Here is a 20,604-nt window from a genome sequence, read left to right as displayed (position 1 = left end):
GCGGTTGGGATTTCTTAATATTTTTAAAAGTAACGAACCGGTAAGAGTCACAGAATCAGAACAAGCTAAAGAGCTAAGAAAAAAGCAGTATCAGTTGTTTGAGAATTACATCCAGTCCTCAACTACCAATACTGCTTTTAAACTATATGCGATTCAGTTATGTATCAATCGAATTTCTAATGCCTTAACTAAATGCGATTTTCAAACATTGAAAAAAGGCGAGAAATTCCAGGGAGATACATGGTACCAATTGAACGTTGAACCTAATCAAAATCAGAACGCTGCTGATTTCTGGAACAAAGTTATCTATCAAATGGTTATGAATGAAGATGGAGCTTTAATTATTCAATCAAGAGTTACAGGCGAATTGCTAGTTGCTGATGACTTTATTATTCACGAATTTGCTTTTAAACCGAATGTGTATTCAAACATCATGATTAGTAACTACTCAATGAATACTAGCTTTATTGAAAGCGAAGTGCTTCATTTAAAACTCAACAATTCAAAGGTTAAGTCTTTATTTGATGGAATATTCGAACAGTATGGATCACTGTTGAAAGGTGCAATTAAAAACTACAACCGTAGCAATGCTATTAAGTACGCATTGAATATCGATTCAACATTCGACCAATTAAAATCACGTCCAGTTGTTGATGAAAATGGTAATCAAGTGACTGATGAGAACGGTATTCCATTAACTGAATACGATACAGTCATTGATGACTTATTCGGAGAACGATTGAAGGGTGTGTTTAGTGATAAAGATTCAGTCACTCCACTCGAATCTGGATTAACTTTGAATGATTTGAACGCTACCGGTAATAGTAAGTCATCCGGGAGTGCTGCTAATAAGACTACTAGAGATATTTCAGCAATGGTCAGCGATATCGTGGATATGTCAGCAGATGCATTTATGATTCCACGAGGCTTATTGAAGGGCGATACAGCCGATATTGACGGTATGACCGATAACTTTATTTCATTTTGTATCAATCCAATTGCTGAACAAATTGAAGACGAAATTAATCGCAAAATGTTTGGTAAGAACAATGTTATCAAACATACATATTGCAAAATCAGAACTGATAAGATTCGAAACTACGATCTAACTAAGATTGCTAATTCAGCTGAGTTAATCAGTCGTATTGGTGTCTGGTCAATCAATGATATTTTGGACTTTATGGATTATGAACCAATCGATGAGGACTGGGCGGACAAACACGTGATTAGCAAAAATTACAGCCTTGTGGAAGATCAGGACAATGACAATTTGAAGGGTGGTGAGAATGACAATGGAGATGGAGAACATGAAGAAAATAAAAACAGTATTTAACGTAGTTGATGCTACCGATGATAAACCGGCAAGAATGAACTTGTATGGATTTATTGGTTCATCAGCATCATTCTGGGATACCGATGCTCAAGACATTACTACTAAAGGTGTTACCAAATCGCTAGACGAAATTGAAGGCGACACGTTAGATGTACATATCAATTCAACTGGTGGAGATGCCTTTGAAGGTATTGGGATTTACAATGCTTTAAAACAATCGGATAAAACAATCAATGTTTATATTGATGCGTTAGCAGCTAGTGCCGCATCCGTCATAGCTATGGCAGGCGACACTATTTTTATGCCAAAAAATGCACAAATGATGGTTCATCATGCTGCAACATTTGAGTATGGGAATGTTCAAGACTTTGAACAAGTCATCAAAATGCTTAATAAGATGGATAATTCTTTGATTGCATCTTATGAAAGCCGATTTAAAGGAACTAGCCAAGAATTAACAGACTTGCTAGACGCTGAAACATTCTTAAATGCTGACGAGGCAGTAGCATTCGGGTTTGCGGACAAGATTCTTGATTACTCTGACGATAAAGACGAGGACAAGGAACAAGATAATATCAAATCCTCATTATTCGCTAAATACGGAGATAACAAGATTGTTGCTAATGCTAACAATCCCGAACCGGGTAAAGAACCAATCAATAAATCAACAAACCTAGCTGATAGATTAGCTAATTTAATTGCGAAAGAAGGAAATTAATAGATGAAAAATTTAGATTTAGATAATGAAAAACTAAAAGACTCACGTGTGGCTATGTTCAATGCACTACGTGATGGAGATGAAAAGGCTCAAGAAGAGGCATTTGGAAACTTCGCTCAATCATTGCAAGACACAATCAGTGCTGATGCATTCAAACAAGTTAAAGAAATGAATACTGAAATGAATGATGAAAAGGTGCTTGAAGCCCGTGGAATTCGTAGACCGATGACATCATCTGAAAGAAAATTCTTCGCAGATGCGGCTAAGAAACAATCTTTCGAAAACTTAGATGAAGTTCTACCCGAAACAGTCATTGAAGACGTTCTATCACGTATCACAGAGGAACATCCATTGCTTGCTGCTATCGATACTCAACCAGTAACAGCATTGATGAAACTTATTTACGCTGATCCAACTAAGAAGACTGCTTTCTGGGGTAAAGTTCCAGATGATATCAAGCAAATCGTTGAAGATGGTTTCAAGCCACTCTCACTAGAATCAAGCAAACTATCTGGATTCATGGCAGTTCCAAAAGGTTTCTTTAAATTAGGCCCATCATATTTGGCACAATATGTAATTACATTCCTTGAAGAAACTATGAGTGCAACACTTGAAACTGCTGTTGTTTCTGGTGATGGTAACTTGCAACCAATCGGTATGACTAAGAAGCTTTCTGGTTCTACTGATGGTGTATATCCTGACAAACCAGCTATTAAATTGAATGATTTGAAACCATTGTCATTAGCTGGAATCCACGCAGCTTTGACTAAAGCTAAGACTGCTAATGGTCCAATCAGTGCCATCGTTAACCCTATGTCCTACTGGGCTAAGTTGTTCCCACAACTAGCTGTTAACGACGCTGACAACAACTGGCACTTAATTGCATTGCCAACTGGCGATACTATCATCCAATCTTATGCCGTTCCAGAAGATAAAATCGTGTTCGGTTTCACTAAGAACTACATTCTGGGCGTATCTGGTGCCGTGGAACTTAAGGAATATGATCAAACACTAGCAATCGAAGATATGGACTTATATATTGCTAAATTCTTCGGTATGGGTGTTGCTAAGAATCAAAACGCATTCTTCGTGGCTGACATCTCTGGTATGGAAGGTGCAACTATTCCTGAACTTGAAGGCGCTCCTGACGTTAAGAGAGCCGGCAAGATTGACGATGTAAGTGAAGCCGCTGACAGTGAAGAGTCAAAATAGAAACGCCGTCTGAGAATGATGGCGCCTTTGATACGGCTGGAACTGTTAAGCCAACAGCTAAACAAACAGTAGCCGAAATTAAAGCTTGGTTAGATAATCAAAAAATTGATTACACCGGCAAGACTACTAAAGACGACCTATTAGCATTAGTACCTACAGAATAGAGGTTAATAAATGAAATATGAAGTTAGTGATGAGCTGCTAACACAAGTTAAAAGTGAGCTTCAAATTTCTTTTAACGAACGTGACAACAGTTTGAAAAAAGCTATCAAACGTGGCATGGCATTCATCACCAGTAGAGCAGGACCAATCAACTTTGCTGGCGAATCAGAAGCATCGATAGTCGCTAACGATTTACTTATGAACTACTGTCGCTACTACTGGGACGGCTACAGGCAGATGTTTCCCATGGACTATCAAAGTGACATCTTACATTTACAAATTGTTAACGGAGTAGCTAGGAGGTCAATTGATGAAAAAACGACTGACTAACTATACTGACGGTGTTTTAAGATATGGAACGATTAAAACTAAACGTAATGAATTTAAAGAGAAAATCGGGTTTGAATTAAATGAATCCGGCTTTCTCTTTTTTGATTACAAACAAATTCGACAACAGGATGAGGACATTTTCAGTAGTGGTAAAGATCAATCATCTAATTTAAAAGTTGAAACTTATTACGTTCCAGGAATCGACAAGCAGATTCACAAAGCTGTCATTAATGGTAACTACTACGAGATTGAATATATCGACTTATCGACCGATAGGAAAAATATGTTTTGGTATCTCACTAAAGAAGGTGTATTGAATGAAGTTTAAAGATTCTTTAAAGCTCGATAAGTTCATCGAAATCATGGACGGAGAAGATTATCCACTGTTTGATACGTCAATTGAAAAGGATGAAATTATGGCTAACAAGTCGTTTTTTATTTATTCAAAAGACGGTGAGATTACACCAGTCCAGGAGAATCATAATCAATTTTTACAAAAGTTCGTTCTGTCTTTTATTACTCGCAACAACTCTCAAATCGATGTTTTACAGCTTGCAGACAAGCTGACTAAGGCACGCCTTAGATTCACAGGCTCAGAGATTGATGACGGTAAATTCACTGATACAAACGAAGATGCCAAGATGATTACTTTGAACTTCGTTCATGTGATTAAAGCAGGTGACTGGTAATGGCTGAATTCTTTTTAAACTATGACAGTTCAAAAGCCATTCAAAATGAAATGGCTAAGGTTCCTGATCGTGCCGAAGATGCTGTTAATAAAGTTTTACATACATATGGCGCTAAACAAGCAATTCAACAAATCGTTAAGTTTATGCCTATGTCAAATAGAAACAAAAAACACGCTAAGAATTCTAATCCACTTAAATCAGACATGATGAACTTGGGATTTAGAGTTTATGCACGCGGTGGAGCAGCGAAGAACAAGGGTAGTTTCGGTTACCTGGTGTTTCCAAATGATGGTATTGGACCACATAACCTTATTGATCAAAGGTTCTTTGAACAAGGTGGGGAAGCTGCTTCAAATCCAATTTTTAGAAAAGTTATGGAAGCGTTAGAAGACGCAATGAAATTATAAAAGGAGAAATATATATGGCTGAAGAATTTACAACGTTTGACGAATACAAAGTTACAGATGCCGGTATTAAATGGTTTGAAAATGGTGCTTATGTCACTCCCTCAGTGAAGTTAGGGTGTACAGGAAAGCTTGAAATTGAAACTACATTAAAGACAGTAATTAAGAAATGTGAAGGCGATACAGTTCGTTCTGTGGATATTCCTACACAACTAAAATGTAAATTTACTGGACATATGCCAGTTGAAAATTTGCGTAAAGTCTGGGGATTGAAAACAGATGGTTTAAAGAAGGGCGTATACGCTTATGGAACCGATTCACGTCAAGGACGTGGAATTATGTCGTTCAAAGTTCTTGATTTAGACGAAGCAATGGCAATGTTACGTGCGTTTCCTAATATGCAATTCTCTGGTGGTATGACTTGGGAACTAGAAAATGGTGGTGAAGAAATCGCCGAAATTGAGCAAGAATTTATTGCCATGAAAGACGATAATAACAAATTCTTCTACGAAGCACTTCAAAGTGAAGTTGATACAGACTTAGCAGATAAGTGGTTGACAGACTTTACACCGGACTTAGTAAAGGCCGTAGCACCAGCATCTTCTACAACAACATCAAAATAATAAAGAGGTTTTAAGATGATTGATGAAATTACACTAAATAATGGCGAAAAAGTAAGAATTAAACCAAAAATTTCAATTAAAGCATTAAGAGTTTTTCAGGATAAGGGGCTCTTGCCAGAATCCTTATTACAAGCCTTTGTTGGTGCAGATAAGGAACCTAAAAAAATGGAGCCTTATCTTATTAATTCAACTTGGATTGCTTATTTGAATGCCAATCCTGATACGAAGATGAGCCAAGATGATTTTGAAGATAAATTGGATTTGGACTTTGAACAATCAGGTAAGATTCTAACCGAGATGATTAGCGGTTCGACCAAAGCAGATGCTAGATTTGCTAATGGATTTAAGCGTTCAACAAAAAAAGAAAACGGCAAGGACAGGAAAAGAAAGCACCGAAAATAATTATCGACGACGTAGAAGACCTATTTAGCTTCTACGTTTTTTTTATAGGAATTGAGCCTGAAATTGCCGAAAATTGGCCAATTAGCAGTTTGAACAAATTAGCAATTAATAAAGTTGAAGTTGAAAATTATTTAAATTCATAAATTAGAAGGGAGGTTATTTAAGGGCAAACGGAAAAGAGATTCAACTTGAATATAAGGTAATTAATCAGCAATTCAAATCTGCTATTAAAGAAAATAGTAATGCTATGACTTCTTTAAATAAACAATTTGCATTGCAAAAAGAACAAATGCGGAATACTTCCAGTGAATCTGAAAAGCTTGATGCTAGTTTAACCAAACTGAATAACCAGTACGAACTAGCCAAGAGTAAGACTCAAATTACATCTGAAGCTTTAGAAAATGTTAAGCGGGTTACAGGTGAGAATTCAGAGGAAACCCGTCTTTGGACAAATAAATTATTAACTGCCGAGAAACAAGAAGAATCTTTAAAAAATAGAATTACCGCAACAAATGAAAAACTGAATGAAGCCAAGAAGGCTGAGAGTGAAGCAGCTCAAGCATCTCAAAAGAGACAAGCTACTTTAAAATCACTTGCTTCAGAACAAAAGTCACTTGAAACATCTTCTAGTAATCTTTCAAAAGAGTATCAACTGGAAGTGGCACAGCTTGGCAACAACGCCAAGGCCAGTGATAAAGCTAGATTAGCAAAGCAATATTATGCAAAACAGGAACAAGCCACAGCCGAACAAGTTAAGAATTTAGAGAAGCAACTTGAATTGGCCAAGAAGGAATATGGCGAGAATTCTCAACAAGTTCAGGATTTAAATGGAAAATTATTAGAGGCTAAAAAGGCTAACCAGGACTTTGCTAATTCCTATGCTGATTCTACTAACAAAATGAAAAACTTTGGATCAGCAATGACTAACGCCGGAGATAAATTGAAATCTGTCGGTAAGGGTATGACAGTTGGTGTAACTGCACCTATTGTTGCTGGTGTTGCTGCTTCAGTCAAAGCAGCTAGTGATTTCGATAGTGCTTTTACAGGAGTCAAAAAGACAGTTGATGAAGTAAAAGATTCCAACGGCAAGGTTAAAATTTCGTACAAAGATTTAGAGACCGGTATTAGAAACATGGCCAAAACAATCCCGGCTACTACAACGGAAATTTCTCATGTTGCTGAAGCGGCTGGACAACTAGGAATCAAAACACCTAATGTTTTAGGCTTTACCAGAACAATGATTGATATGGGACAAGCAACAAACATGTCATCGGAAGATGCTGCCACTGCATTGGCCAAACTGGCTAATATCACCGGTATGCCACAAAAGAATTTCAATCGTTTAGGTTCGGCAATCGTTAACCTTGGTAATAATATGGCGACTACTGAGTCAGATATCGTTGATATGTCACTGAGACTTGCTGGTACTGGTCATCAGGTTGGATTAACTGAATCGCAAATCACTGGTTTGGCAGCCGCAATGTCATCAGTTGGTATTCAAGCTGAAGCCGGTGGTGGTGCGATGTCTCGTGTTATGCAAAAGATTAATACCTCTGTAGCTAGTGGCGATAAGACTTTAGGACAATTCGCCAAAGTCTCAGGAATGTCATCATCGCAATTCAAGCAACATTGGAAGGATGATGCTTCCGGAGCAATTGTTTCATTTGTTAAAGGACTTGGTAAAGCCAAAGCTAGTGGTAAAGATGTTACCTCAATGCTAAAAGATATGGGAATTAATTCGACACAAGAAATCGATACTATGTTACGTCTTTCTGGTGCCGGGGATACTTTATCTAAAGCTTTGAAAATCTCAGGTGATGGTTGGAAGCAGAACACTGCTTTAACTCAAGAAGCTGAGAAACGTTATTCAACCTTCAGCTCCAAGTTAAAAATTGTTAAAAATAAGGTTTCTGATTTAGGTATTGAATTCGGTGGTCCTTTGATGGATGCACTAAGTGATGTGCTTGATGCTTTACAACCCGTATTTAAGGTTCTTGAAAACGTGGCGAAAGCATTCAGTAATGCAAGTCCTGAAACACAGAAATTTGTAGTGGCACTTGCCGCAATTGCGGCAGCAGTGGGGCCAGTAATAGCAATTGTTGGTTCACTACTAGGAGCGCTAGGGTCGATTGCTACAGCTTTAGGTTTGGCAGCCACATGGCCGGTTGTTTTGGTGGCAGCGATAGTTGCGGCCGTCACAGTCATTGTTACCTATATAGTTACTCATTGGGATCAAATCAAAGCCAAGACTGAAGAGGTCTGGAATGCAATTTCTACGACAATTTCAAATGTCTGGAATTCGATAGCTACAGCAACATCTAATATATGGAACTCAATTACCTCATACCTATCAAGTTTATGGACAAGCACCGTTTCAACAGCAAGTAGTATATGGAACGGATTGGGTAACTTCTTTAGTGGACTTTGGACATCAATAAGTACGGCAGCAAGTAGTATTTGGAATTCAATTACTACTTATTTATCTGGATTATGGACAAATATTGTATCAATCGCATCGAGTATATGGAATGGATTAGTTAGCGTAATTACTGTTATTTTTATGACCATTCAATCTGTCATTCAAGGTGTATGGCTATTTATAACTTCTTGGTTACAGTGGGCTTGGCAAGCAATCGTTGCTTTAACAGCACCAATATGGCAACCATTAGTAGAATTCTTTAGTCAAATGTGGCAAATTATTTCTACCACAGCCCAAAGTGTATGGACATTCATAACTAATACCTTGAGTATTATTTGGACAACCATAGTTACCACGGCACAAACGATTTTTAACGCATTAAGTAGTTTCTTCACCACGATTTGGAATGCTATTTCTACTGTATTTATAACGGTAACTTCTGCAATAGAAAGTAGAGTTGTGACTATCTGGCAAGCAATTGTTAGTGTTACAACGAGCGTTTTTAACAGCATAAAAAATATTATTACAAGCATTTGGCAAGCCATTGTTTCGGTAACGACTTCGGTACTTAATTCTATTAGGTCAGCAGTCTCAGCCGGATGGAATGCAGTCAAATCAGTAACAGTTTTGGTGATGAATGCTATCAAATCAGCAGTTTCAGCAGCTTGGAATGGAATCAAATCCGTAACAACTTCGGTGATGAATGGAATCAAATCGGCGGTTTCAGCTGGATGGAATGCCGTTAAATCTGTAACATCGTCTGTCTTAAATGGAGTTAAATCGACAGTATCCAGCATTTGGAATGGAATCAAATCAGCAATTTCAAGTGTCGTTAATGCAATTAAATCATTAGTAAGTAACGCCTGGAACAATATCAAATCAGTAACATCAAGCGTTTGGAATGGAATCAAGTCAGCAATGGTTGGTCCAGTTCAAGCAGCTAAATCAACGATTTCAGGGATTGTTAGTGCGATTAAAGGATTCTTTAGTTCAATGCATCTAAGAATTCCTAGAATCAGTTTGCCACCATTGCCACAATTTCATTTAAAAGGTAAATTCAGTTTCAAACCACCGTCAGTACCGCATCTATCTGTAAAGTGGAATGCAATTGGTGGAATCATGAAAGCACCAACTATTTTCGGGATGAATGGTGGTAACTTGCAAGGCGGTGGCGAAGCTGGACCTGAAGCAATACTTCCATTAAATTATAAAAATCTATCTGCAATTGGTAATCAAATTGTGCAAGCTACAAATGAAAGAATTAACAGACCCGTCACACAGAATGTTCAAATGACTTTCTATAACACAGTTAGAGATAACGATGATGTAGATAGGATTTTTGAACGTGCTGACGATTGGATTGGCCAAAGAAGCAATAAATCAAGTTTTGGAGTTAGGGGGTATTAAATGACACTGCACATGGTGATTGATGGAGTCTATGATTCAGACATGCTGTTAGCTGTCGAAGACCGACCAGCTCTATCAAATCCTAATTATGAGTTTGAATCTAACTATGTAGACGGAAGAAACGGAAGTTTGAACCGTTTGAAATATATCAAGGATGTAACTCAGAAAGTAAAATTCAACATGTTGGAAGATTTCAACGTAAAAGAAAAGCTACGACACATTAAGTCGTGGCTTTTTAACTGTAAAAAAATAAGATTCGATGACGACATCATTTATCGCAAAGTTAAGTATGTCGAGATTGGAGATATCGATAATGAGATCGCCGAGTATGGATCGTTCGAAGTCTCATTCGTGTGCGACCCGTTCGAATATCATGTCGGTAATGATGAGGTAACCATTGTCAAAGATGGAACCATTTTCAATCGTGGAACTATCTACTCCCTCCCGAAACTCGAAATTATGGGCAGCGGTGAGGGAGTCGTTACGATTAATGACCAAGCTATTGAACTGAACTTGACCGTAGAACACGCCTATATAGACTCTGAAATTCAAGAGATTTATAGGGATGATACGAATCTAGGTTTATCAATGGTTGGCGATTTTCCTCGCTTAATGCCTGGTCAAAATGACATCGAAATTAGTGGCGACTTCGATACCGTTAAATTTAACGTAAGGGAGAGATATCTATGATCAGACTATTTCCCGAAGATGCCACAGAAGAACAGTTCAAGACTAATGGTATTGCCGTCTTAGATAGTGGCATTAAAGACAATTCCGTAGAGTGGACTAAAAACGGCATGTACAGTTTTGACTTTGATTATTTTAGCGAAGAGAAATACAGCGGAATAATCAAAGGCGATATGATCGTGGTCGCTCCCACACCACTAGGCGAGCAACCTTTTCGAATTCATAAAGTTACCGAACAAATAGGGTTCTTGAAAGTCGAGTGCTATCACCTATTTTACGATTTAGCATCTAACTTAATCGAGGATTCTAACTTCGTTAATTTGACTGGAACCGCATTGATGGATAGATTTAATGCGGCTTTTCAATATCCAACGAAGTTTAGGTTTACATCCGATATTGATAAAGTTGCAAATTGCCGAATGGTCAGAATGAATCCAGTTCAAGCGCTACTAGATACATCTAAAGATAATACATTTCTAAATCGCTGGGGTGGCGTTATCTCACGTGATGGCTACGATGTGAAAATGCTAAGGACGATGGGTGAGGATAGAGGTTTTAAAATTACTCACGGCAAAAACCTAACAGGATATACGTATCAAATTGACTGGGAGCCGATGGCAACTAGAATCATGCCGATTGGATTCGATGGCTTGATGTTGCCTGAGAAATATGTGGACAGTCCACTAATTGATAAGTACAAAAATATCAAAATCAAAACAGTTAACTATCAGGACGTCAAGGCTGAAAATTCTAACTCTCAATTTAATCAAGAGGGTGCCATCCCTGTCGATCAAGCTTATGAGAAACTAAGAAGTTTGGCAAAAGAAGAATACAGTAAGAACGAAGCTGATAAGCCTAGTATCAATATCAAAATTCAATTCAAGAATTTGGGAGATACAAAGGAATACAGCCAGTTCAAGAAGCTGGTTGATGTTAAACCGTTAGATATTGTCCACATTCAAGTGAGTGATTTTGATATTAAAGACAGCATCATTAGTTACAAATACGATGCCTTAGCCAGAGAATACACAGAAGTAGAATTAGGCACGATTGCTAGAACTGGTATCTCAGACAAGACCGTCAGTACCGAAAACAAAGTAACTAACGTTGAAACCAAAGTCGATGAAACCAACACAAACCTGAATGAAACGAACGTCAATTTAACCGAGACAAATAAAGATGTTTCTGATTTGAAAGCCAGCGATAAAGAAAAACAGCGGTTGATGGACGAATTGAAGAAGAATGTTAACGATACTAGGGATGACATGCTGGGTTATATCAACGGAAGCGGTCGTGATGTAATAAGATTCCTTCCCAATAGAGAAAACCCAACGGATATTGTTGCCAGCAAATCGGGTGGTAACTATGGGATGCGTTGGAACTCTAAAGGTATCTATTATGATGGTAAAGGTACGGTATCTATTGATAACCGTGGTAGCGTCTATGCTGATAATTTTGTGGGTCAAAGTATCACTGGCGTTCATATTCGTGGTGGAGAAATTAGTGGTGTAACCATTAGTGGCGATACAGACATATCAATGGGTACTGGATCGAATAGAACATCCATTACAAGCTATGGTATTTCGACAAATAATATGACGGTTCATCAAATTGATGGAATTAGAGCAATGAACATAGAGTCGGGATATCTAATGATTAATGGGGCTAAATTAACCGGTGATGGCTCTGGAAAACTTTACATGGGTGGACTAAGAATTTTAAATGAAAGTGACTTGAAATAATCATGGAGAATAAAGGAAATGCGAACGAAGTAATTAAAGATTTAGCTGGTAAATTAGCTAATACACAGGTTGAGAATTCTATTCTTTTTATCGAAAATAAACATCTCAAAGAAGAAAATGAAGAATTGAAGGTGAAGTCGAATGGCAATGATTTACATAAAAACAAATGATATTGGAGCCGTCACAGATTATTTAAAATCAGATGACGATTCCGAATATAGTTTCAAGCAGTTTAATGATTTTAAGCCAGATGAATCGTTAATTAATGATGGTTATATTTATGTCCATTTGATTGATTCAGAATATCCATTATTTGAAAAGTTACATGATTACTATACATATTTTGATGGTCAACTTCACAGACCTTATAACTTTGATAGAAAAATAATTGAAAATATATTGAATGGAGGTGATTAAATGAGTTTACAACCAATTGTTTTAGATACAGACAAGACAACCCCAATCTACGAGTTGCCTTTGAAGATTAGACAAGGCGATACAGGTGACGAGCTGCAAGTAACGCTTGGGAAGTCATTCGAAAAATATACTGATTTATCTACAGTTGACATTGAACTCATCGCCAAAACGCCCGACCAACGACTAATTAAGCAGGCTGTGACTGATAAGTCGGGAAACACGTTCAAGGTTAAGTTTCCAGATGAAATGTACACAAATGTCGGCGTGTTCAGAAACATGTATTTCAAAATCGGAGATGATTCCACATCAGATATTAAATTAGTCGTGCTGCAAGGGATCGGATCAATCAAAGAAGCCGGAAGCTATATTGATGACTTTGAAACATTAATCAAGGAAGGTCAATCTTATGTTTTAGCCTTAAAAGATTTTGCCAATACTGGAAATGCGAAGATTGATAGCAAAGTTGCAGAATTAACTGGCAAGATGCAGAGTTTCGTGGATAAGTCAAAGGAAGACTTAGATGCTGCTAAAACAGCGTGGAGTGCATTCCAAAGTAGTTCACAGACAGCATTCACAGACGCTCAAGACAAACGAGCAAGTGATTTTAACAGCCAAAAAGCAGGCTTTGAAACTGATTTTAATAAGCAAAAAGCAGACTTCGAAAACAGATTTAAAGCACTGTTGGCAACACTACAAGGCGACTATGACAGCTTCAAAGCATTAATTAATAAAGACGTTGCAGATTTTAATACATCTTTAGACAGCTTAAATAGACAAGCAACAGACGTTAAAAATAAATTTGATGCTTTGAAAGCTCAATTGGATTTAGCTGCTCAAAATATTAGTGGTGTCAGGACTAACTTGCTTACGGGAACAAGCAATCAGGTAGTTCAGGCTACAAATTGGTATATGCAAGCTGCTGATATTAAGTATGACAAGAGTTTAGGCGACAATTTATGTGCGTCTGCAATGATTAATAATGCGGCCCATGCAAGTAGTTTATTAAGAGGGTCTGCAAGCCTTGTTTTAAAGACTTATGACTCCAGCGGAAATGAATTAGCAAAAGCCACAGGAAATGCTGTTAGTTATAATGAGAATGGCCTAAGTCAATGCTCTATAAGTATTAATGATGGTGTTGCAGATATTAAAGCACATATCTGGACTAATAACATGAATCAAAACGCATTTTATTCGTGCCTAAAAATTGAAAAAGGCTTCGTAGCAACTGATTGGTGCCCTAATCCATTAGATATTGCGACTGATGGAAGTGTTCAAACAGCTATCACAAATGCTTTAGACAAAGCCGACTATCCCACATCTTCCGAGGTCGACAAGAAAATTTCTACAGGTGTTGGACAAGCCAAGACTTACGCCGAGCAAAGCATCAAGGATATTATCGGTGCTGCTCCCGCTACATTAGACACTATCGGAGAGCTAGCCGATGCCGTGACTAAAAATAAAGATGGTGTTCAAGCCATCAATGACGGAATAACGAAGAAAGCAGATAAGACTGAGCTGGCTAACTATGAATCAAAAGCAGAAGTGATTAGTAAAACTGACTATGAAGCCAAGAAAACAGCCGGAACCTTGGAAAATAAGTTTTATATAGTAATTGATGATACGGAGGCAAGCTAATGTCGGAATTAAAAATTGGAGGTAATGACGTGGTTAAAATTATGTATGGCGACCGAGAAATTGGTGGTGGTCACAAAAGCGGCGATATCGTGTTTTCAGCATCGAGCAATTATGACACAATACGTCAATATACAGCTCCCTACAAGCCTTCAAAAGATGATGAATATACAATACGCATTATTTATAAGAATGGCTACCAAACGTATGTATTGAAAGATGTTGATGCTACCCCTGATAATATTTCGAATTTAGAGTTTGTTAGTAGCAATTTTAAATTTGCTATTAATTCAAACGGCGAACTTTCGGTGAGAATCAGCGATTCAACTAGTTTTATTGTCGTTGTCATTCTCAAATGAAATTGGTATAGGAGATATAAAAATAACTAAAATCACAGCCTTATAGGCTTATTTTTTTACGAAAAATTAGGGAGATGAATATATGTATGCACCATTACCAAATGTCGGCCTAATGAATTGGGTCGATGCAATGGAACACTTAGACAAAAATCCGTTGCTTTTCACACTGGCAGTTTTAATTTTGGCCGATGTAATTACAGGCATTTCAAAATCATTAGTAACATCTACGACCGATAGCAGTATCGGTAAGAAGGGATTTGCTATTCATATCACGATCATACTTTTAGTGTGGCTACTTTATCCGTGGTCAATCGCTATCGGATATAAATGGGTAGGCGATGCGGTTCTCTGGTTGTGGATATTTATGTATGCAACGTCAATCACAGAAAATGTCGGACAAATGGGATTGCCACTTCCACACTTTTTCAAGGATAGATTGAACAAGCTTAGCGATTACGCTGAAAATGGCGAACCTAAGAAAGAAAATAAGGAGGACAAATAAATGAACATTGATAAGAGTTATTTTAGACAAGATACACCATTAGTGGGAGTTCCACCATTTGGACAAGTCCATGCACATTCAACTGGAAACAATAAATCCATGGCTAAAGAAGATGCTGGATATATGTCGTGGAAAGATTTACGTTCTGGTTTCTTTACTCATGTAGTAGGCAACGGTAAAATCTATCAAACCGCTGCTACTAATCAAGGTGCTTGGGACGTAGGCGGTGGCTGGAACTCGTGGGGATATGCTAGTGTCGAACTAATCGAATCACACAAGACCAAAGCTGAATTTATGACTGATTATAAATTATATGTCAATTTATTGCGTGAATTAGCTGTTGAAGCAGGCGTCCCACTAACGTTGGATACTTCGAAGTATGGCGTGGTCACACATCAATACTGCACAAATAATCAGCCAAATAACCAAAGTGATCATGTTGACCCTTATCCATATTTGGCTAAATGGGGAATCAGTAAAGCACAATTTAAAGCTGATGTTAAGAACGGTATTAATACCGTAGAAAAGCCAAAATCCACAGTTAATAATGTGGTTCAAGTACTAGATAGTAAAGCGTTTAAGACGTTCACTACATATAATAAGAATGGACAAGCTAATGAAGGTTCATGGATTACACCAAGTTCAAAATGGGTATCTAATTCAATCCAAGTAATTGATAGCAAACCTTATTTTGTGATTGGAAGTAACATCTATCTACCGCAGTCATCCACGACCTTTAAAGACAAATTAGTTATTAATGGAGATCAAGCTGAATCTGTCGATGGTAAGGGCGCTGCCATTTCTGGCAGTAACAAGAAATTCAAAGCCGGTAGTGAATGGAAGACGACTGATAAGTTAGTTAACATCCCTGGAATTGGTTACTGTTACAAAGTGGCTACAGACGAATATGTTCCTATTAAATATGCGCAAGGTTCAGGATTTAAAGGATAAATTTTAAACGGTAAATGCTAGACAAATATAATAATATGCGTTAATTTAAAGGTGTTCATTGACGTGGACAATACTGTAAATTACCTTAGTTCTGAATTAACTTTGATAGCATTAAAAGAGTCCATCATCTATTAATTTAGGTGGTGGGCTTTTTTATTTGTCTAAAAATAATTAAAAAAATAATATATAATAGAACTTGTAAATAAATAAAGAAATAAAAGAAAATCATAACAATGTCAGAAAAACTAACTGTTTGCTGTCAATAAAATAAATCCAACAAGAGTTGGTGGCGTTTTGGTAAATAGTTACAACTAAAAAAGAAAAGAAGACTAGTTAAATGGCGGAAGATAAATTTGAACAAGCTGTAATTGACAAGCTAAAGAGTGAAGGTTGGGAATATCTAACAGATTATTCTGGTGTAACAGTTGATCGGTTATATGATCACTGGCGAGATATTCTGAATGCCAACAATCGTAAACGACTAGAAGATACTCCGTTGGGGGGCAATCATGAGTAATAAAGTGCCTCAAATTCGCTTTAATGGTTATAGTGATGATTGGGTACAGCATAAGTTAGAAAACATTTTCAATATCATTGATGGCGACAGGGGAAGTAACTATCCTCACAACTCTGATTTTCTAGAGAATGGAACCAACGTCTTTTTGGACACAGGTAACGTGCGGCCATCCGGATTTTTGTTCAACACGATCAAATACATCAGTGATGAAAAAGACTCTCAGTTGCGTGCTGGAAAAATGGAACCGAATGATATTGTCATGACATCTCGGGGGACGTTAGGAAATATTGCCTGGTATACCGGTGATATCGTCGATCGTTACCCTAGCGTTCGAATTAATTCGGCCATGCTAATCTTGCGAAATGTAATTCCAAATGAAGTTTCGACTCCGTTTATGATTTCGATTTTACGAGGGAATTTGATTGATACGTTCATGCGTAGGATGAAGGTTGGGTCGGCTCAACCTCACATTACGAAAAAAGATTTCTCCAAAACAGAGGTATCAATCCCATCAAATTTCAAGGAACAAGAGTCATTGGGTATGTTTTTTGAAACACTAGACAATCTTATCGCTGCTAACCAGCGTAAGTTAGATTTGCTCAAGGAACAGAAAAAAGGCTACTTGCAAAAAATGTTCCCCCAAAATGGGAGCAAGTTCCCGCAATTAAGATTTGCAGGGTTTGCTGACGATTGGGAACAGCGTAAGGTAGGTGAGTTGTATAAAGTTACAAGAGGCCAAGTCCTTGCAACAAGCAAGACAACTCCTGAGAAAGTTGGAAAGAATCAGTATCCCGTATATTCCTCGCAAACAAAGAATGATGGATTGATGGGGTATTACTCGGACTATCTTTTTGATACCGCAATAACTTGGACTACAGATGGTGCTAACGCAGGGACTGTTAACTTTAGACCCGGAAAATTTTATAGTACAAACGTCAATGGCGTTCTTCTATCCGCTGATGGTCTGGCTAATAAAGCAATGGCCGAAAATCTCAACAGATCTGCATGGAAATGGGTTTCACACGTTGGAAATCCCAAGTTGATGAATAACGTTATGAGTCAAATATCAGTCATGATCCCCGTAAATTTGTCTGAACAAGAGAAAATTTCTGAGTTTTTGATGATGATTGACAACACTATTGCTCTTCATCAACGTAAGTTAGATTTGTTGAAAGAACAGAAAAAAGGCTTTTTACAAAAGATGTTTGTATAGGGACTATAAATATCAAATCGCCCCTCGAAAACATTGAAAGAATAACTCCTAATATCTATAAAAGTGCTGAGGAAAGGCACAATCCTATTTTATTTATTATCAGAGCAATTAGTCCACACTTAATATTGGGTGGGGCTTTTTTATTTTGATTATTTTATAAAGTATACTTTACATTTTATAAAGTATGCTTTATAATGTACTTGTAATCAAGGAAAGGAAGTCATCAAAATGACTGATTTAAAATATGATGTTTTAAACTTAAAAAATGAAGAATTAGTTGATAGTAAGAAAGATGTTATTGATTCAGTTAACGGTTATATTGATACGGCTGTTGAAGAAGGCTTTGAACCTTTAAGATCAGCATTTGAAGATGGAGAAGTTTCCAAAGCTTTAGATTATGATGAGGCTGTTGATTTGTATCACGATTATATTGATGATGGCATGCAAGATGAAATCGCTGACACAATTAGTGACGTTGATAAACAATCTAATGAAATAGATGAACTGGAAAATAAAATTGATGAAATTCAAGACATCATTTATACAATCAGTAAGGATTTTGAGATTTTAAACATTGAAGTTTCTCACAAGACAATTTCAACATATCTAACAATTAAACGTTCTGATGATTTCATCAAAAAATACGAAAAATACTTTGATACTTCGTTTAATGGAAATTTAAAGAGTAATGAAATATCAATTAGAATTTCTGATCATAACGTTGGTGGTAACGAATTTTATGATTATTCACACAGTGAATATGAGTGGCTGGTTTAATTAAAAAGTGGAGGATTCAAAAATGAAAAACGTTGAAAAGATTCAAGAATTTTTAGACAACAAGAGACGTGGTGACTACATTAATTTAAAGGGAAACACTAACCAAATTTTAAACGCCAATGTTTTTGATAAAGATGACTATGATTATTTCTATAACAACGAAGATGAATGGGTTAAAGGCGGGAACATGGTAAGCCCCGAAGATGTCAAAGATAATGATATTGTTGTGACTTATTATGGTTTGAACAATGACGGAGCCGAAGACAGTTTTATAGTTGGTAATCCTAACCAGGAAAAACAACAACAGGCTTTAAATAAATTTGTTGAATACTGGAGAGATTTCCTTACGGTTGAGCCAATCGACAAAGCACGGTTGATTTTAGGCAACAAGTCCATTAAAGACAAAGAGTTGGCTCAAAAAGTTGGCGTTAGTCGAATGATGATCAATAATTATAGAAATGGTGTTTATGATCTAGACAAGGCCAAATACGAAATAGTAAAAGCACTAGCCGATTTTTATGATGAAACAAATTAGATAAGTAGCCTACAAATTTATGTGGACTTTTTTTGCACAAAAAAATCGCTAGTCATTTGACTGGCGATAATCAACTTTGTTCCCACTGTATTTTTTTTGTGACTCATCCGTGACTCATTTTTTTAAAAGCTTATCGAAAGTCATCAAAGTTTTATCAGCTAAAAAGCTATATATAATAGTAAATTCGGGACTATGTGAAATATATCGGTGTTTAATTATGCGCCACGTGGGAGTCGAACCCACATCCCAGGAACCGGAATCCTGTGTGCTATCCATTACACTAGCAGCGCAAGCACAATATAATTTTAGCTCATCATAGGGTGAAATGTAAATCTCTAAAAAAATTAATATAACTTGGACTTTTTATCGCATATCACTTGAAATATTCACAAGAGAGTTTATACTATTAGTTGTGCTTAGGAGATGAGAATAAATCATCTGGGCTTTTATTTTTTGAGTACATGGGTCGTAAATAGACATACAGGGACAGGACTTGCCCCATGGAGTATATCAAATGACTAATAATGAAGATTTAGAATTGCTGGATTTAGTCGCCCCAGACTTCATTAAAACTCTGGAAAAGCGATTTAGAATACTTCAGAGTATCTCATTAATGGAGCCTATCGGGCGCAGAGTGTTAGCCGATGATCTTAACATTACTGAACGTGTATTGAGAACTGAAACCGACTTATTACGGAAACAAGGTTTGATTATTTCTTCGAAATCTGGAATGTCTTTGACAAAGACAGGTAGCGACGTAGTAATTAAATTGACGGACGTGTTAGCCGATTATCAAGGAACTGCTTTATTGGAAAAACAATTGAGTAGCAGATTGGGAATCAGTAGATGTATTGTTTTACCAGGTAATGCTGATAAGCAACATCGAGTAGTCGATTCGTTTGGTAGGAGACTTAATCAACTTTTAGGAACACTGTTACCGACAGGACAGTCAATGATTTCTGTCACAGGCGGTAGTACTTTGGCAAGAGTTGCAAGAAATCTTTCATCTGATTTATCGAAAAACCGTCAACTGGTATTTTTACCAGCACGTGGTGGGGTCGGTGAATCAGTAGCAATTCAAGCTAACAGTGTTTGTGCGGAAATGGCTTCTAGAACACAGGGTCAGTACCGGGCATTGTATCTTCCAGAAGATATTTCTGAAAAAAGTTTTGAATCTTTGCAAAAAGAGACTTCAATTAAGTCGGTTCTTGATTTAATATATAGAAGTAATGTTGTTATTCACAGCATTGGCACTGCAAGCGTCATGGCTGAGAGAAGAAACCTTTCTTCTAAGGAACAGGATGTGGTTGACAGCGGAAGAGCTGTTTCAGAAGCATTCGGTGATTTCTTCGATCAGAACGGTAAGCTTGTTTATAAGGTACCTAGGATTGGACTTCATGTCCGGGACCTTGCTAGAATAGAATATGTGATTGCGATTGCCGGTGGCGAAAGTAAAGCTAACGCTATTCAATCATATATGAAAAACGCACCTCATCATACGATTTTGATCACTGATGAAGGTGCCTCAAAACTGATTTTAAGGGATAACCCTTTAAAATAATATTTTTTTTAT

Annotated in this window: 22 protein-coding genes and 1 tRNA gene; 22 read left to right on the top strand and 1 reads right to left on the bottom strand. The window is 37.1% G+C overall.

Annotated elements, in window-relative coordinates:
* The first annotated feature begins 4 nt into the window (after positions 1-4).
* The 21 genes from U8526_RS06655 (at position 5) to U8526_RS06555 (ending at position 19,031) form a co-directional block, all read left to right on the top strand.
* A complete protein-coding gene (locus tag U8526_RS06655) occupies positions 5-1,333 on the top strand; it encodes a phage portal protein (protein WP_334341183.1) in 1,329 nt (442 codons plus the stop codon).
* Positions 1,308-2,051 (top strand): head maturation protease, ClpP-related, encoded by a 744-nt coding sequence (locus U8526_RS06650; protein ID WP_334341182.1) that lies wholly within the window; start codon positions 1,308-1,310, stop codon positions 2,049-2,051. Before U8526_RS06655 ends, U8526_RS06650 begins: the two co-directional genes overlap by 26 nt.
* 3 nt (positions 2,052-2,054) lie before the next feature.
* Complete coding sequence (locus U8526_RS06645) at positions 2,055-3,263, top strand: phage major capsid protein (RefSeq protein ID WP_334341181.1); 1,209 nt, start codon at positions 2,055-2,057, stop codon at positions 3,261-3,263.
* Positions 3,264-3,437: 174 nt separating this feature from the next.
* The gene (locus U8526_RS06640) at positions 3,438-3,755 is read left to right on the top strand and encodes a hypothetical protein (protein WP_334341180.1); all 318 of its coding nucleotides are present in this window, start codon (positions 3,438-3,440) and stop codon (positions 3,753-3,755) included.
* The gene (locus tag U8526_RS06635; protein ID WP_334341179.1) at positions 3,736-4,083 is read left to right on the top strand and encodes a hypothetical protein; all 348 of its coding nucleotides are present in this window, start codon (positions 3,736-3,738) and stop codon (positions 4,081-4,083) included. The genes U8526_RS06640 and U8526_RS06635 overlap by 20 nt, the downstream gene beginning before the upstream one ends.
* The gene (locus U8526_RS06630) at positions 4,073-4,444 is read left to right on the top strand and encodes a hypothetical protein (RefSeq protein ID WP_334341178.1); all 372 of its coding nucleotides are present in this window, start codon (positions 4,073-4,075) and stop codon (positions 4,442-4,444) included. Before U8526_RS06635 ends, U8526_RS06630 begins: the two co-directional genes overlap by 11 nt.
* Positions 4,444-4,851 carry a hypothetical protein gene (locus tag U8526_RS06625; protein ID WP_010019290.1) on the top strand — a complete coding sequence of 136 codons (408 nt, stop codon included), beginning with the start codon at positions 4,444-4,446 and terminating at the stop codon, positions 4,849-4,851. Before U8526_RS06630 ends, U8526_RS06625 begins: the two co-directional genes overlap by 1 nt.
* A 14-nt stretch (positions 4,852-4,865) precedes the next feature.
* Positions 4,866-5,471: a phage tail protein gene (locus U8526_RS06620; RefSeq protein ID WP_334341177.1), complete on the top strand. Its 606-nt coding sequence runs from the start codon at positions 4,866-4,868 to the stop codon at positions 5,469-5,471.
* A gap of 15 nt (positions 5,472-5,486) precedes the next feature.
* Positions 5,487-5,873: a hypothetical protein gene (locus U8526_RS06615; protein ID WP_334341176.1), complete on the top strand. Its 387-nt coding sequence runs from the start codon at positions 5,487-5,489 to the stop codon at positions 5,871-5,873.
* A 247-nt stretch (positions 5,874-6,120) separates the two neighbouring features.
* Positions 6,121-9,699, top strand: a complete 3,579-nt coding sequence (locus U8526_RS06610) for a phage tail tape measure protein (protein WP_334341175.1) — start codon at positions 6,121-6,123, stop codon at positions 9,697-9,699.
* The gene (locus U8526_RS06605; RefSeq protein ID WP_334341174.1) at positions 9,700-10,389 is read left to right on the top strand and encodes a distal tail protein Dit; all 690 of its coding nucleotides are present in this window, start codon (positions 9,700-9,702) and stop codon (positions 10,387-10,389) included.
* Entirely contained in the window at positions 10,386-12,128 is a 1,743-nt protein-coding gene (locus U8526_RS06600; protein WP_334341173.1) for a phage tail spike protein, read from the top strand. Before U8526_RS06605 ends, U8526_RS06600 begins: the two co-directional genes overlap by 4 nt.
* A gap of 141 nt (positions 12,129-12,269) precedes the next feature.
* Positions 12,270-12,545 carry a hypothetical protein gene (locus U8526_RS06595; protein WP_334341172.1) on the top strand — a complete coding sequence of 92 codons (276 nt, stop codon included), beginning with the start codon at positions 12,270-12,272 and terminating at the stop codon, positions 12,543-12,545.
* The gene (locus tag U8526_RS06590) at positions 12,546-14,180 is read left to right on the top strand and encodes a phage tail protein (RefSeq protein WP_334341171.1); all 1,635 of its coding nucleotides are present in this window, start codon (positions 12,546-12,548) and stop codon (positions 14,178-14,180) included. It abuts the gene before it with no gap.
* The gene (locus U8526_RS06585) at positions 14,180-14,536 is read left to right on the top strand and encodes a hypothetical protein (protein WP_334341170.1); all 357 of its coding nucleotides are present in this window, start codon (positions 14,180-14,182) and stop codon (positions 14,534-14,536) included. Before U8526_RS06590 ends, U8526_RS06585 begins: the two co-directional genes overlap by 1 nt.
* Positions 14,537-14,618: 82 nt before the next feature.
* Positions 14,619-15,038 carry a phage holin family protein gene (locus U8526_RS06580; RefSeq protein ID WP_334341169.1) on the top strand — a complete coding sequence of 140 codons (420 nt, stop codon included), beginning with the start codon at positions 14,619-14,621 and terminating at the stop codon, positions 15,036-15,038.
* Positions 15,039-15,989: a peptidoglycan recognition family protein gene (locus U8526_RS06575; protein WP_334341168.1), complete on the top strand. Its 951-nt coding sequence runs from the start codon at positions 15,039-15,041 to the stop codon at positions 15,987-15,989.
* A 337-nt stretch (positions 15,990-16,326) separates the two neighbouring features.
* Positions 16,327-16,506, top strand: coding sequence for a restriction endonuclease subunit R (locus U8526_RS06570; RefSeq protein ID WP_085013068.1), 180 nt, complete (start codon positions 16,327-16,329; stop codon positions 16,504-16,506).
* Positions 16,499-17,719, top strand: a complete 1,221-nt coding sequence (locus U8526_RS06565) for a restriction endonuclease subunit S (protein ID WP_334341167.1) — start codon at positions 16,499-16,501, stop codon at positions 17,717-17,719. The genes U8526_RS06570 and U8526_RS06565 overlap by 8 nt, the downstream gene beginning before the upstream one ends.
* A gap of 228 nt (positions 17,720-17,947) precedes the next feature.
* A complete protein-coding gene (locus U8526_RS06560) occupies positions 17,948-18,496 on the top strand; it encodes a hypothetical protein (RefSeq protein WP_334341166.1) in 549 nt (182 codons plus the stop codon).
* Between the two features lie 22 nt (positions 18,497-18,518).
* On the top strand, positions 18,519-19,031 hold the full coding sequence (locus tag U8526_RS06555) for a helix-turn-helix domain-containing protein (RefSeq protein ID WP_334333043.1): 513 nt from the start codon (positions 18,519-18,521) through the stop codon (positions 19,029-19,031).
* 218 nt (positions 19,032-19,249) lie between these two features.
* Here U8526_RS06555 and U8526_RS06550 read toward each other — a convergent pair.
* A tRNA-Arg gene (locus tag U8526_RS06550) sits at positions 19,250-19,321 on the bottom strand.
* A gap of 224 nt (positions 19,322-19,545) precedes the next feature.
* Between U8526_RS06550 and U8526_RS06545 the strand changes: the two genes are divergently transcribed.
* Positions 19,546-20,592: a sugar-binding transcriptional regulator gene (locus U8526_RS06545; protein ID WP_334341533.1), complete on the top strand. Its 1,047-nt coding sequence runs from the start codon at positions 19,546-19,548 to the stop codon at positions 20,590-20,592.
* The last annotated feature ends 12 nt before the right edge of the window (positions 20,593-20,604 follow it).

It is taken from the genome of Companilactobacillus sp. HBUAS56275 (assembly GCF_036913655.1).
Classification (GTDB): domain Bacteria; phylum Bacillota; class Bacilli; order Lactobacillales; family Lactobacillaceae; genus Companilactobacillus; species Companilactobacillus pullicola.
Note: the sequence above shows the minus strand (reverse complement) of the source record. Positions and strands in the feature narration are given on the sequence as shown.

Excerpts from the sequence above, each read along its gene's own strand:
- U8526_RS06640 (WP_334341180.1), top strand. The coding sequence starts at position 3,438 with ATGAAATATGAAGTTAGTGATGAGCTGCTAACACAAGTTAAAAGTGAG.
- U8526_RS06605 (WP_334341174.1), top strand. The coding sequence starts at position 9,700 with ATGACACTGCACATGGTGATTGATGGAGTCTATGATTCAGACATGCTG.
- U8526_RS06645 (WP_334341181.1), top strand. The coding sequence starts at position 2,055 with ATGAAAAATTTAGATTTAGATAATGAAAAACTAAAAGACTCACGTGTG.
- U8526_RS06610 (WP_334341175.1), top strand. The coding sequence starts at position 6,121 with ATGACTTCTTTAAATAAACAATTTGCATTGCAAAAAGAACAAATGCGG.
- U8526_RS06585 (WP_334341170.1), top strand. The coding sequence starts at position 14,180 with ATGTCGGAATTAAAAATTGGAGGTAATGACGTGGTTAAAATTATGTAT.
- U8526_RS06590 (WP_334341171.1), top strand. The coding sequence starts at position 12,546 with ATGAGTTTACAACCAATTGTTTTAGATACAGACAAGACAACCCCAATC.
- U8526_RS06625 (WP_010019290.1), top strand. The coding sequence starts at position 4,444 with ATGGCTGAATTCTTTTTAAACTATGACAGTTCAAAAGCCATTCAAAAT.
- U8526_RS06555 (WP_334333043.1), top strand. The coding sequence starts at position 18,519 with ATGAAAAACGTTGAAAAGATTCAAGAATTTTTAGACAACAAGAGACGT.
- U8526_RS06615 (WP_334341176.1), top strand. The coding sequence starts at position 5,487 with ATGATTGATGAAATTACACTAAATAATGGCGAAAAAGTAAGAATTAAA.
- U8526_RS06570 (WP_085013068.1), top strand. The coding sequence starts at position 16,327 with ATGGCGGAAGATAAATTTGAACAAGCTGTAATTGACAAGCTAAAGAGT.
- U8526_RS06635 (WP_334341179.1), top strand. The coding sequence starts at position 3,736 with ATGAAAAAACGACTGACTAACTATACTGACGGTGTTTTAAGATATGGA.
- U8526_RS06565 (WP_334341167.1), top strand. The coding sequence starts at position 16,499 with ATGAGTAATAAAGTGCCTCAAATTCGCTTTAATGGTTATAGTGATGAT.
- U8526_RS06600 (WP_334341173.1), top strand. The coding sequence starts at position 10,386 with ATGATCAGACTATTTCCCGAAGATGCCACAGAAGAACAGTTCAAGACT.
- U8526_RS06580 (WP_334341169.1), top strand. The coding sequence starts at position 14,619 with ATGTATGCACCATTACCAAATGTCGGCCTAATGAATTGGGTCGATGCA.
- U8526_RS06595 (WP_334341172.1), top strand. The coding sequence starts at position 12,270 with ATGGCAATGATTTACATAAAAACAAATGATATTGGAGCCGTCACAGAT.
- U8526_RS06545 (WP_334341533.1), top strand. The coding sequence starts at position 19,546 with ATGACTAATAATGAAGATTTAGAATTGCTGGATTTAGTCGCCCCAGAC.
- U8526_RS06620 (WP_334341177.1), top strand. The coding sequence starts at position 4,866 with ATGGCTGAAGAATTTACAACGTTTGACGAATACAAAGTTACAGATGCC.
- U8526_RS06630 (WP_334341178.1), top strand. The coding sequence starts at position 4,073 with ATGAAGTTTAAAGATTCTTTAAAGCTCGATAAGTTCATCGAAATCATG.
- U8526_RS06560 (WP_334341166.1), top strand. The coding sequence starts at position 17,948 with ATGACTGATTTAAAATATGATGTTTTAAACTTAAAAAATGAAGAATTA.
- U8526_RS06575 (WP_334341168.1), top strand. The coding sequence starts at position 15,039 with ATGAACATTGATAAGAGTTATTTTAGACAAGATACACCATTAGTGGGA.
- U8526_RS06650 (WP_334341182.1), top strand. The coding sequence starts at position 1,308 with ATGAAGAAAATAAAAACAGTATTTAACGTAGTTGATGCTACCGATGAT.